This is a genomic window from Butyricicoccus sp. AF35-5AC (genome assembly GCF_003477715.1).
GTDB classification, from domain to species: Bacteria; Bacillota; Clostridia; order Oscillospirales; family Butyricicoccaceae; genus Agathobaculum; species Agathobaculum butyriciproducens.
Window position 1 is genome coordinate 1 of the sequence record NZ_QUDX01000004.1, and the last position, 12,384, is coordinate 12,384.

Consider the following 12,384-nt stretch of genomic DNA (forward strand, 5'->3'; position numbering starts at 1 on the left):
GAAGCGTAGCGTCCCCTGTATGATTTGGAGCAGACCATGACCGCGGAAGCCGACATTCTGTCGGCTGCTGCGGCATTCGCCGAGTGAATATGCAAGCATATTCGTTCGGCTCATTGCTCGCACAAATCACAGCCCTCCGGCGAGGAGCCTTCGGAGAACGCAATGCACCAACCTCTGGGTGGTGTATAATTGCGCCCTTAGTAAACTAAGGGATTTCCGGCTTCTCCCGTTCCAGCAGTTTTTTTAATAGTTCCTGCGTGTCCTGTCTGTGAAAAATAAGTTTCAACAACAACATGACATCATCATCTGTCAGGCGTTCCGGCTCTTGCAGAAAACTTTCCAGCATACCGCCACGAGTACAGAGCCGGTGCGTCCGTTCCTTTCGGGTAAGCTGCTTTAACTGGTGCTGCAATGCCTTTTCATCATTGATGGCTTTCCGCAGTTTCTTTTCGCTTTTTTCCAACTCCCGGTTGAGCTTTTCCAGCTTTGAGGTATCAGGCAAGGACAGCGTCCTCCTTTCTCGGTATCAGCACATAAATCCGGTTTGGTTCTCCCACGCCCTGACGCACCCGCATGATAAGTCCGGCAGTTTCCAGTTCATTCAGAGAACGCTTGACCGTCATGGGGCTGCGGGACAGGACAGCGGCAATGGCTGTAACAGGAACGCAGACAAACAGGATTCCGTTCTCGTCCTCCTGCCCGTTGAAGATCATAGCATCCAGCATCTGGCAGTACATGACCTTTGCGGTGCTGCTGACTGGAAATCCTGTCAATGCTCTGGGAAAGGGCATACAGGGCGGCAATGGTGTGTCTATCGTCATAAATTCAAAATTCATTCGGTATGTTCCTCCTTTTTCTTTGCTCGTTTGGATAAATAACGGGGGCAGTCAACCACAACCGCCCGGAAGCTCTGCCTGCATCCATGCTGGCATTTCCGGCATAACTCGTTGTAAGTGACACGCCCCCGGTCATTGAGGTAAAAGGAAAGCTCATGCTTCCTCTTTTTGCTCATTCTCGGCATATTGCGCTTCCTCCCGTTTTCGTGTATGGTTTCGGGGCGATTTTCGGCAAAATTATGGTCATAGAGCTGCCTAAAATTCCCCGAAGTATCAGCGATAGGGTAGACTGCCCCCCTATCAGATTGTCGTGTTTCGGTATCATTTCGGTGTCAGTTCGCCAGTTCTCCCTGGTGTCGTTCCTCCCCTGAATCTCACAGCGGCGTATCGCTCCCTTTGGTACGCTCGTTTTGGTCAGGGTTCCTCCATATCCCTGCCAAAAGTCATGGCACTACATCGCCGGGGAAGCATATCCCACACAGGCTGGTCATTCGATTGGAATAATCCATCGATGAACTACCTGTATCATAGAACATTTTTGTGCCCTGTGCCGTATGTCCACAAAGTAGGAATCAGAGGTAAAAATCAGAAATTTCCACGATTGCGGAATTGATATGGTATAATCAATTCAACGGTTATAAATGTTGTCAGAAGGGGGAACTGCTTCAATGAACGGAGCTACTACAATACAGGAACGGCTAAAAGATTTACGATTAAACAAAGGATTAAAACTGGAAGAACTGGCAGAGCAAACGGGTATTTCAAAATCGGCTCTTGGCAGTTATGAAAAAGATGACTATAAGGAAATCAATCATGGCAACCTTATCCTGCTGGCAGATTTTTATGGGGTGTCCCTCGATTATCTCTTTTGCCGGACAGAGAACCGGGCGGAGATCAACACGCCATTAAGGGAGCTGCATTTGAGTGATGAGATGGTAGCACTTCTGAAAAGCGGTCGGATTAACAACCGTCTGCTGTGCGAACTTGCTACACATAAGGATTTTATCAAGTTTCTTACGGACATTGAGATTTATGTGGATGGGATTGCCACCATGCAGATTCAAAACCTCAACGCCCTTGTCGATACTGTCCGGCATGAAATCATTGAACGGTATCGCCCCGGCGAAGATGACCCCCATTTGAAAGTGTTGCAAGCTGCCCATATCAGCGATGATGAGTATTTCAGTCAGATGGTACGGGATGACCTCAACCTCATTATCCGGGATATTCGGGAAGCCCATAAAAAGGACAGTGAGAGTGCACCCCAGACCACCGTTGCCGATGAACTGAAAGAAAATCTGGAAGCGGTTAAAAATTTCAAGGGCAGCCGGGATGAAAAGCTGGTTGTCCTTTACTGTAAGCAGCTTGGTATCAACTATAAAAATCTGTCAGATGAAGAATTTCGCTGGCTCATTCGTATTCTCAAGAAGTCAAAGAAAATGGGAACGCCTATCAGCCAGAGGAAAAAACGGTAAAGAAAAACCGCTGTTGCATGGTTTGTTGGCTTCCATGTAGCAGCGGTTTGTGCTGTGGTTATTCAGTTGATATTGTATAAAGCGATAAACTGTAAGCTATCAATCGCCACTTAGGCGTGTTTTCCCAATAACAATGTAAAACAACGGTATCATTATAATCATTGCTACTATGATATGTACATATATGAAACTTTGTGTTCCTGTAACAAGAAACAAACTTGTTATTGTATAATTCCATAACCAATGAAACCCTGTGGGCATCCAAATACTCTTTGTAGTGTAAAACATTTCATTGGCAAATATTCCATATAGAAAAGGAAAAATAAACATTACCAGAACAGAAATATTATCGGTATTAAAAATATGTGGTAGTGTAAAAATAAGTGCAGCTATTACGCAACTCAAATACTTATTTTTACATTTTTGCAGCAACAGCCCAAAAATAATTCCTCTAAAAATAACTTCTTCAATAAAGGACACGAAAAAGTAAAATATGAATTTCCCTTTATGATTCATCAACAGTGATAAAAAATCAGTGTCTTGAAGAATTATATTTGATTTGACTGATGAATAAACTATAAACAATACAATGATTGGCATTATAGCTCCAACTGCAAAATTCAGAAAATCTATTTTTCTAAAATATAACCCTATGCTTTTTAACATAACGCACCTTTTAACCTCTGATTTGTCATAATCCTGACACCATACTATTATGAATAAATTATCTCATGCAAAACAATTTCTTCTGCCCGATTGTGGATATTATTGCACCGCCGCACCCATTCCATTTGACGGGTACACTTTAATTCCTCGGTTACGCCCTCGGCAATTTTCATCTGCTCCATGATGGTGTCTAACCGTTCCTGTGCCTGTTCGTTCAGGTCTGAAAGATATGTCCATAACTCCCCAGTCAAGGTCAATGTGTTCGATCGGGCTGGATGGATTTCCCTTAAATATTCCCGGTGCAGCCGTCCATACTTTCCAATGGGGCGATGTTCTTCCGGCAGTTTCAGGTCTGGGATGTAGTAATCTCCAACAAGGATATAATCAATTCCGTTTTCCGTTATTCTTGGTTTCAATTCGCTCATGTTTTAATCTCCTCATTCTGGCTCATTTTTTTGCAAGTCTGGCTCTCCAGAAATATTGGTAAATCTTTGGTAAATTTGAGACTGAAGCACAAAAAACGCTTAAAAACGGGGCTTATGAGACGATTTGAGACTTTTCATCATGCCCGGTAAATCCTGCCGTGGCAAACAAAAAGTATCCTCACCCAAACGCCTCCTGCTGTTTTTCTCCATCATACCATACAGAGCCGCAATCGTCACGCAATTTCAAAACCCACCATCCCTGTGAACGGCATGTGCGCCTCGTTTTTTCCGTGCAAAACAGTACCCCGCCGAACGGAATTATACTCGCTTTCCATCCGGCGGGGTATCTCAATTATGAGGAGTTGTTCTTCATATTGCGGAAGCTGCGACCTTGCAATTCATCAGCCGGTATCGAAGAAACCGTTACTCGACGGTGCTGTCCGCTTCTTCCGTGTTATCTGCTGTGCTTATACCATAGCAGATTTTCGATCAGCCGGAACGTCTTTTTCACGAAATGCAGTTTTGTGGGAACGAAATGCAGAAAGGCCCTGCCCTAAAGCGAGAAATTGTCAGCCGTGTCGTTATGCAGATTCTCAATAAACAGGCATGAAAAAAGGTTTCCCGATAGGAAACCCTTTCATTTACAATTTTACGGCCGGTTAGAATGTAGGCAGATTCTTTTTCCATGCGCCGGACTTATAGAAGAACACCGACAGACCCGAGCCGAGGAACCAACCAATCGGCCAGCTGAGCCAGATACCGTGCTCGTTGCCGACCACATAGAACAGTGCAATGGACAGCACCACGCGGATAATCAGGTCGGAGAACGTCGTTACCATGAACGGACGCATTGCGCCGGCGCCGCGCAGGACGCTGTCGCATACGAACTTGGTGCATACGACCAGATAAAACGGCACAACCGTGAACAGGTAGCCTCGTGCGACATCAATAACACCGGAGGCACTGCCCGCCGGAACGAACAGGCTGATGATCTTGTTCGCAAACGGCAGATAGATCGCCATAAACACCACGGACAGGCCGAGCGAATACACCGCACCCCATTTGAGACCCGGACCGATGCGGTCCATCTTGCGGGCGCCGATATTCTGCGCAACGTAGCTCGACAGACCCGAAGCGAACGACATACAGCAGGTCAGCGCAAACTGGTTGACGCGGTTTGCCGCCGAGAATCCCGCGATGACGGTCGCACCGCACAGGTTGATGTAATACTGGATGACAACATTGCCGACCGATACGAAGCTCTGCTGTGCGATAGACGGCACGGCGTAGTTGGTCAGGCGGCGCAGCATTTCGGGCGCGAACAGAACGAAATGGTTGCCCGTATCAAATGAGCGTACACGGCGCAGCAGCAGCACAAACGCCAGAACACCGGACGCGCCCTGCGCGATAAACGTCGCCCATGCAACGCCTGCAACGCCCCAGTGCAAACCGGCAACAAATACCATATCCAGAATGACATTGCCGACCGAGGACAGCACAAGCAGGATCAGCGGCGTTCGGCTGTCGCCCATGGCATTGAAGATACCCGTACACACGTTATAGATAAACAGGAACAGCAGACCGAACACATACACGCGCAGATACAGTGAGCCGTCCGCAAAGATATTCTCCGGCGTGGACAGCGCATTCATAATGCCCGTCGTGCCGACAGCGCCGATCAGCGTCAGCAGCAGTGCTACCGCCGTGGTGGTGAGCAGTGCGGTCGAGATGGCGGTCTTCATGCGCAGATAACGCTTTGCGCCGAACAGCTGCGAGACGAGCACGCCGGTACCGATGTTGATACCGGTTGCGACCGCAACGAACAGCTGTGTGATCGGATAGCTGGCGCCGACGGCGGCCAGCGCCAACTCACCGGCTTCTACAGTTTCGGCAAAACGGCCTACGATGATGGAGTCAGCCATCTGGTACAACTGCTGGAACGCGACGCTGAGCAGCAGCGGAATCGAGAACCAGAACAGCTTCTGTGACGTTTTTCCGACGGTAAGGTCAGTGGTCAAACGGGATACCTTCTTTCGGGAGTCTGCTTATCCGGTTTTGACCGGATAAAATGGGGTTTATTGCAATTTTATGCTCTCCCCGAAGGGAGAGCATAATTTTACGACTTTAATTGACGTTGTTACGCCTTTTTCTTCTGACGTGCGGTAATAACCGCAATAGTGAGCACCAACAGTACCGCACCTACGCCAAGCGCCAGAATGCCGTTTCCGGTCACACCGCCGACAAGGAAGCCTACAAAGCTCATCGCCGCGATCATCAGCGCGTATGGCATCTGCGTGGAAACGTGATCAATGTGGTTGCACTGTGCACCCGCGGATGCGAGGATGGTCGTATCCGAAATCGGCGAGATGTGGTCGCCGCAGACCGCACCGGACAGGCAGGCTGCCACGGTCATGACCAGCATGGTGGACGGTGCATCGCCAAATACCGCAATAGCAATCGGAATCAGGATGCTAAACGTGCCCCAGGAGGTACCGGTCGCAAAGGCCAGACCAAGCGCGATGAGGAAGAATACCGCCGGCATGAACATACCGATGGTGGATTCCGCATTCACCACAGAGGATACGAAGCCGCCGATGTTGAGGTACTCGTCGCGGCACACACCGGACAGCGTCCACGCGAGCGTCAGGATGAGGATGGCCGGAACCATTGCCTTGAAGCCCTCGGTAAACGCCTCGCAGAACTGACCGAAGGACAGCACCTTGCGCGGAATGTACAGCACAAAGGTGAACAGCAGCGTAAAGAACGAGCCGAGCACCAGTGCGGTGGAAGAATCGCAGTTTGCGAACGCCTCAACAACGTTTGCGCCGTCCAGAATGCCGCCGGTGTACAGCATGCCTGCAATGCAGAGCACGATCAGTACGCTGATCGGCAGGATCAGGTCGTAAACCTTGCCCGAGCCGGCTACAACGTGGGTCTCCTCAATCAGAGAGAGATCGTCATCCTTGTGTGCAAGCTCGTACTTTTTCATCACACCGAAGTCGAAGTCCGCCGCCATCAGCCAGATGAGGAATGCGAGCGTCAGCAGCGCGTACAGGTTCATCGGGATGGTCTTGAGGAACAGCGAGAAGCCGTCCATCGTGCTCGATTCCGGCAGAGACGAGCCGACTGCAGCCGCCCACGAGGAAATCGGAGCGATAATGCAGACCGGAGCGGCGGTAGCATCAATGATGTACGCCAGCTTTGCCCGGGAAATGCTGTACTTGTCCGTAACCGGACGCATGACCGTGCCGACGGTGAGGCAGTTGAAATAATCGTCCACGAAAATGAACATTCCGAGGAACGAGGTCGCAAACGACGCGCCGCGCCGGCTGCGGATGGTCTTGACCGCCCACTCACCGTATGCGCGTGACGCGCCCGATTTTGTGATCAGCGAAACCAGAATACCAAGCAATACAAGGAAGATACAAATATTGATATTATCTCCCAATTTACTGCCCATGATGGTGAAAGTCGTCTCGACGGCTTTCAGCGGATGGAAGCCCGTATAGAGCAGCGCACCCGAAAGAATACCGATCATCAGTGAGGAGTAAACCTCCTTCGTAATCAGCGCAAGCGCGATTGCAATGATCGGCGGCAGCAATGTCCAGACAGTTGCCGTAATGTCCATTCCTTATTTCCCCCTTATACGCAGACATATCGTGTCCGCAATTCCATTCTATTTTATATGGATTTAACCGGATTTACAAGTGCTAATCCGGTTTTTTCCGTCCGAAAGGATATTTTTGTGCAACTTGCAATGGTTTAACGTCATAAATTGCGTTTATAGCGACACCATTCCGCAATCACCTGCCGCCGAAGCGCCAGCACGCCCGCCAGATTAGGCAGCGCCATCAAGCCGTTGAACGTGTCGCTGAGCGCCCACACCGGCTCCAGCCGCATCATGCAACCCGCTACCGCCGCCAGAAGAAAGGCCGCCTTGTAGACCGGAATTACCCGCTCCCCCATCAAATAGGCCGCTGCACGCTGTCCGTAATATGACCAGCCGAGCAGGGTCGAGAATGCAAACAGCGCGAGCGACACCGCAACGAATCCCCTGCCGAACCGTCCGAATACGGTGGAGAACGCCTCTGCGGTAAGCTGTGCACCGGTTGTCAGCTGAGAAAGCAAAGGCGTTCCGGACGCAAGCGCGTAGCGGCTTACGTCATATACCCCGCTCGTGAGAATGACGAACGCGGTGACGCTGCACATCACAATCGTGTCGAAGAACACCTCAAACACCGCCCACATCCCCTGTTCACACGGCTCTTTTGCGTCTGCGGCAGCATGCACCATGACGGATGAGCCCAACCCGGCTTCATTTGAAAATACGCCGCGCGACACGCCCGCGCGGATGGCCTGCGTCATGCCGTAGCCGAGTGCGCCGCCTGTGCCCGCCCGCGTATCGAATGCCATCGAGCAAATCTGCGCGAACGCCTGCGGCAGCGCCGCCCGATGCACCCACAGCACAACGACCGCACCGCCCATGTAGAACAGCGCCATGAACGGTACGAGCGTTTCCGTCACGCGGGACAGCCGTTTGAGGCCGCCGAGCAGCACCGCGCCAAGCAAAACCGCGGTCACCGTGCCGACGATCCCGCTCGATATGCCGAACGAACTGTAAAGTCCCTGCGCGATTGAGTTGCACTGACTCATATTGCCGATACCGAACGATGCCAGCACGCAGAACAGCGCAAAGGCTCCCGCCAATAGCGGACTGCGCAGACCGTTTTTCAGGTACAGCATGGCTCCTCCGCGCCAGCTGCCGTCGCATCCCTTTTCACGGTAGAGCATGCCGAGCGTGTTCTCTGCGAACGCGGTCATCATGCCGACAAATGCGCTTACCCACAGCCAAAATACCGCGCCCGGACCGCCGAGCGTCAGCGCGGTTGCCACACCGGCGATGTTGCCCGTGCCGACCGTCGCGGCAAGCGCAGTGCACATGGCCGCAAACGGAGAAACGCCGCCGCTTGTCCGTCTTGCAGCACCGGTAAAGCAGGAAAACAGTGTTTTCCGCAGCCAGAGCGCGCAGTACCGCACCTGAAAAACTCCGGTCACCGCCGTGAAGTACAATCCGGTGCCGAGCAGCAAAATCAGCATGGGCGCGCCCCATATCAGGCCGCGCAGCCGCTCATTTACCTGTAAGATATTGTCCATCGGCATCCCACCTCTCCCCTGTTCCGCATTATATGAACCGGATTTCAGCGGCAGAACGCCCATAATCACTCATTTCTAACGACTAATTCCTACTTCAAACAACAGAAAGCCGCCCAACCGGGCGGCTTTTTTTATTTGCAAACTTATTCCATCAGACCAACGCAGTCGAAGTACGGCTTCTCTGCGATTTTGTCCTTATTCTCCTTGAACAGTGTGTGACCGAGTGTGATGACCAGATAATCTGCCTTGAGAACCTCCTCGAACGATACGTTCGGGATGTTCTGCACCTCAGTGTCCTTGGCGAACGGCTCGCACGCGATAACCTTTACGCCCTTTTCCTGCAGGATGTGGCACAGCTCGATAGACGGCGACTCACGCAGATCGTCAACGTCCGGCTTGTAGGACAAGCCAAGCACGCCGACCGTGTCGGTTACCTTCTTCATCCTGGCTACAACCTTGTCAGCGACGAAGTGCGGCTTGTTCTCGTTGCGCTCGCGTGCCGCAAGGATAACCTTAGCCTCCGCCGGGAACTGCTCGTAGATAAACCACGGGTCAACTGCGATGCAGTGGCCGCCGACGCCGACACCCGGAGTCAGGATGTTAACACGCGGATGGCAGTTTGCCAGCTTGATCAGCTCAAATACGTCAATGCCCATCTTGTCGCAGATGACGGACAGCTCGTTTGCGTAAGCGATATTGACATCACGGAAGGTATTCTCGGTCAGCTTGCACATTTCGGCGGTCAGGTCGTCGGTCTTGTGAACGACACCCTTCTCAAGCACCTTCTCGTAGATGGATGCCGCCATTTCGGCAGCCTCCGGCGTGCGGGCGCCGACGATGCGGTCATTGTTCTTCAGCTCGTACATCATGTTGCCCGGGATAACGCGTTCCGGACAATGTGCAACGTGAATCTCATTCATCGGAATGCCGGATTCCTCGCTCAGTACACGCGCGAGCATCTCGGAGGTGTGCGGCGGCACGGTGGACTCCAGAATGACCAGATTGGACGGCTCGAGCACCTTGCCTGCCATACGTCCTGCAGACTCTACAAAGCGCAAATCAGCCTTGTGGCTGCCGTTCTCGTCCTTAAAAAACGGCGTCGGAACCGAAATATAGAATACATCGGACTTGCCAAGCTCTTCGGAAAAATGCAGATGACCGTGTGCAACAGCCTTTTCAAAGGCTTCCTGCAGACCCGGCTCTACAATATGGATATGACCGCCCTGCAGGGTCTCGATGGTATTTTTGTTTACGTCAAAGCCGCAGACCTCAAAACCGGCCTCAGCCAGCGTAATCGCCGTCGGCAGGCCGATATAACCCAGTCCCATGACAGTAATTTTCATAATTTTCGTACCTCGTTCAGCATAATCTTCTTACATTATACCACTTTTTTCACGGAATTCAACGTAGTGTTTGAATTTTCACCGAAAAGAGTCTATAATGATACTATCGTTCGTTTATGCAAGTATCATAAACGGCTGTCGGAACCTTTTATCTTCCGATTGCATATACTGCTTTATACCCCTAAAGTTTGGAAGGGATACTATGATTTTTAAGGGATTGCTCGAGGATGCACGCTCGATCCGGGACCGTGACCCGGCAGCACGCACCACATTGGAAGTTGTTTTGCTCTATCAGGGCTTTCATGCCCTGTTTTACCACCGTCAGGCGCATTGGCTGTACAAGCACAAGCATTTCTTTCTTGCGCGTGCACTGTCGCAGTTTGCACGGCATATGACCGGTATTGAGATCCACCCGGGCGCCAAGATCGGCAAACGCCTGTTTATTGACCACGGCATGGGCATCGTTATCGGTGAAACCGCCGAGATTGGTGATGACTGCACGATTTACCACGGTGTAACGCTCGGCGGTACCGGTCACGACACCGGCAAGCGTCATCCGACCATCGGCAACAACGTGCTTATTTCGACCGGCGCGAAGGTTCTCGGACCGTTCAAGGTGGGTGACAACAGCCGTATCGGCGCGAATGCTGTCGTACTGCAGGAGGTTCCGCCGGATTCCACGGTTGTCGGCATCAAAGCGCGCGTCGTCAAGATTGCCGGTCAGCGTGTCGGTCCGTCTCCGGCGTATGCACTCGACCAGGTCAACCTGCCGGACCCGCTTGCACAGGAGCTGTGCCGTCTGCAGAACCGTGTTTACGCCAACGAGCAGAAGCTCAAAAAGGAAGAGGAACGCGAGCGCGAAGCCGACAAATAATACACATAAAAGCAAGCCCTTCGGTGCAAACTGTCACCGGAGGGTTTCTTTTATGAAAATTTCAGTAAAATATGCGGTCACCGGTGCACTTTCCGGCGCAGCAAACGGATTTTTCGGGGCGGGCGGCGGGTTATTCCTCGTACCGCTGCTGATTTCCTGGTGCGGCATGGAGCAGAAGCGCGCATTTGCGACCTCAGTCGCGGTAATTTTCCCGCTGTGCGCGGTCTCAGCGGTGATTTACTGGCTAAAGGGCGGTCTGCCGATTGGGCAGGCGGTGCCGTATCTGCTCGGCGGCGCGGCAGGCGGCGTGCTGGCCGGAAAGCTATTCGGCAGGGTAAAGGCGGACTGGCTGCGCCGTGCATTCGGCGTGCTGATTCTCTATGGCGGCATCCGTGCCGTCCTGCTGCTGTGAGCGCGGTACTTGCGGTCGCAATCGGTCTGCTGACCGGTATTTTAAGCGGCTTTGGCATTGGCGGCGGCTCACTTTTGCTGCTGTATCTGACACTTTTTGAAGGGACAGGGCAGTATCAGGCGGGCGGCATCAACCTGCTGTATTTTCTCTCGTGTGCGCCTGCAGCGCTGATTTCGCATCGCAAAAACGGACTCATCGAAAGGGACGCGGTCAAATGCTGCGTACCGGCAGGCGTGGTGACGTCCGTGCTTGCGGCGCTGCTTGCCGCAAGAGTGGACACCGATCTGCTGCGGCGTGCTTTCGGTGTGGTTTTACTCTATATCGGCGTAAAAGAGACCTTTTTACGCAAAAAATAACACCTTCCTCACCAAATGTGAAGAAGGTGTTCAGTTTGTCTAAAGAGTGGATATTCCTGTCGCTCCATCCAATTCGCGCTGTAGCGCGCGTAAAATAGAATTTGCTTCGCAAATTCGTAAAAACCGGGAGCATGTATCTCGGTTTTTACACTTCTGGAGGGAGAAAGTTTCTGTATAGGAACTTTCGGACGACTTTGGAACGGCCCACGGTCCGTTCCTGCTTGTCGGCGAAACTGTAGTTTCGCGACAGCCTTACTTATACTTCTGATACTCGCCGACGGCAAGCTCGTCACAGCGGTTGTTATATGGATTATCCGCGTGACCCTTGACCCAATGGAACCGCACCTCGTGTTTATCCAGCAAATCGAGCAGACGACCCCAGAGTTCCGGATTTTTTGCGGGTTTCTTATCGCTTTTAACCCAGCCGCGCGCACGCCAGCCCTTGGCCCAGCCCTTGGTAATGCCGTCAACAACATATTTGCTGTCCGAATACAGATCGACCGAGCACGGCTCCTTGAGGGTCTCGAGGGCGGTAATTACACCGAGCAGCTCCATGCGGTTGTTCGTGGTGGACGGCTCGGAGCCGGAAAGCTCCTTTTCCGCCTTGCCGTACTGCAGGATTGCACCCCAGCCGCCGGGACCCGGATTGCCCGAGCACGCGCCATCCGTGTAAATGGTTACAGTTTTCATTGGTTTTCTCCTGTGAGAGTGTTAGGCAATACCGCATCATTGAACAAGAGCGATTTGCGATCAAATTTTGCGTACTGATGAGGCGCGAATTTGCAGCAATACTTGCCGTATTGCAAGAAATCTCGGCAGCGCGGACGGAACTCGCGCAAGGAA

The 12,384-nt window shown here is 52.0% G+C and carries 14 protein-coding genes; 4 read left to right on the plus strand and 10 right to left on the minus strand.

Annotation, left to right across the window (positions count from 1 at the left end):
• Window positions 1-205: 205 nt before the first annotated feature.
• The 3 genes from DWZ82_RS06755 to DWZ82_RS06765 are packed head-to-tail and all read right to left on the minus strand — an operon-like array spanning window position 206 to window position 1,021.
• Window positions 206-502, minus strand: coding sequence for a DUF3847 domain-containing protein (locus tag DWZ82_RS06755; RefSeq protein ID WP_118050417.1), 297 nt, complete (start codon window positions 500-502; stop codon window positions 206-208).
• On the minus strand, window positions 495-836 hold the full coding sequence (locus DWZ82_RS06760; RefSeq protein WP_118479698.1) for a DeoR family transcriptional regulator: 342 nt from the start codon (window positions 834-836) through the stop codon (window positions 495-497). Before DWZ82_RS06760 ends, DWZ82_RS06755 begins: the two co-directional genes overlap by 8 nt.
• Window positions 833-1,021: a hypothetical protein gene (locus tag DWZ82_RS06765; protein ID WP_002592123.1), complete on the minus strand. Its 189-nt coding sequence runs from the start codon at window positions 1,019-1,021 to the stop codon at window positions 833-835. Before DWZ82_RS06765 ends, DWZ82_RS06760 begins: the two co-directional genes overlap by 4 nt.
• 483 nt (window positions 1,022-1,504) lie before the next feature.
• On the opposite strand from DWZ82_RS06765, the gene DWZ82_RS06775 reads away from it, so the two are divergent.
• Window positions 1,505-2,311 (plus strand): helix-turn-helix domain-containing protein, encoded by an 807-nt coding sequence (locus DWZ82_RS06775; RefSeq protein ID WP_118479699.1) that lies wholly within the window; start codon window positions 1,505-1,507, stop codon window positions 2,309-2,311.
• Between the two features lie 99 nt (window positions 2,312-2,410).
• Here the strand turns inward: DWZ82_RS06775 and DWZ82_RS06780 are convergent, their stop codons facing one another.
• The 6 genes from DWZ82_RS06780 to DWZ82_RS06805 form a co-directional block, all read right to left on the minus strand.
• Window positions 2,411-2,977 (minus strand): CPBP family intramembrane glutamic endopeptidase, encoded by a 567-nt coding sequence (locus DWZ82_RS06780; RefSeq protein ID WP_118265302.1) that lies wholly within the window; start codon window positions 2,975-2,977, stop codon window positions 2,411-2,413.
• A gap of 47 nt (window positions 2,978-3,024) precedes the next feature.
• Window positions 3,025-3,402 (minus strand): TnpV protein, encoded by a 378-nt coding sequence (locus DWZ82_RS06785; RefSeq protein ID WP_118265303.1) that lies wholly within the window; start codon window positions 3,400-3,402, stop codon window positions 3,025-3,027.
• Window positions 3,403-4,061: 659 nt separating this feature from the next.
• The gene (locus tag DWZ82_RS06790; RefSeq protein WP_118479700.1) at window positions 4,062-5,420 is read right to left on the minus strand and encodes an MATE family efflux transporter; all 1,359 of its coding nucleotides are present in this window, start codon (window positions 5,418-5,420) and stop codon (window positions 4,062-4,064) included.
• Between the two features lie 119 nt (window positions 5,421-5,539).
• Complete coding sequence (locus tag DWZ82_RS06795) at window positions 5,540-7,030, minus strand: Na+/H+ antiporter NhaC family protein (protein WP_442861219.1); 1,491 nt, start codon at window positions 7,028-7,030, stop codon at window positions 5,540-5,542.
• Window positions 7,031-7,170: 140 nt separating this feature from the next.
• Window positions 7,171-8,556 (minus strand): alanine/glycine:cation symporter family protein, encoded by a 1,386-nt coding sequence (locus DWZ82_RS06800; RefSeq protein ID WP_118479949.1) that lies wholly within the window; start codon window positions 8,554-8,556, stop codon window positions 7,171-7,173.
• A gap of 143 nt (window positions 8,557-8,699) precedes the next feature.
• A complete protein-coding gene (locus DWZ82_RS06805; RefSeq protein ID WP_118360539.1) occupies window positions 8,700-9,899 on the minus strand; it encodes a nucleotide sugar dehydrogenase in 1,200 nt (399 codons plus the stop codon).
• A 97-nt stretch (window positions 9,900-9,996) separates the two neighbouring features.
• On the opposite strand from DWZ82_RS06805, the gene epsC reads away from it, so the two are divergent.
• From epsC to DWZ82_RS06820, 3 genes are read left to right on the plus strand one after another with little or no spacing between them, the layout of a single operon-like run.
• A complete protein-coding gene (gene epsC, locus DWZ82_RS06810; protein WP_279217437.1) occupies window positions 9,997-10,773 on the plus strand; it encodes a serine O-acetyltransferase EpsC in 777 nt (258 codons plus the stop codon).
• A 52-nt stretch (window positions 10,774-10,825) separates the two neighbouring features.
• On the plus strand, window positions 10,826-11,185 hold the full coding sequence (locus DWZ82_RS06815) for a sulfite exporter TauE/SafE family protein (RefSeq protein WP_118360541.1): 360 nt from the start codon (window positions 10,826-10,828) through the stop codon (window positions 11,183-11,185).
• Window positions 11,182-11,541 (plus strand): sulfite exporter TauE/SafE family protein, encoded by a 360-nt coding sequence (locus tag DWZ82_RS06820; RefSeq protein WP_118479702.1) that lies wholly within the window; start codon window positions 11,182-11,184, stop codon window positions 11,539-11,541. The genes DWZ82_RS06815 and DWZ82_RS06820 overlap by 4 nt, the downstream gene beginning before the upstream one ends.
• Window positions 11,542-11,793: 252 nt before the next feature.
• On the opposite strand, the gene rnhA is transcribed toward DWZ82_RS06820, so the two are convergent.
• The gene (gene rnhA / locus DWZ82_RS06825) at window positions 11,794-12,231 is read right to left on the minus strand and encodes a ribonuclease HI (protein WP_110435770.1); all 438 of its coding nucleotides are present in this window, start codon (window positions 12,229-12,231) and stop codon (window positions 11,794-11,796) included.
• Between the last annotated feature and the right edge of the window lie 153 nt (window positions 12,232-12,384).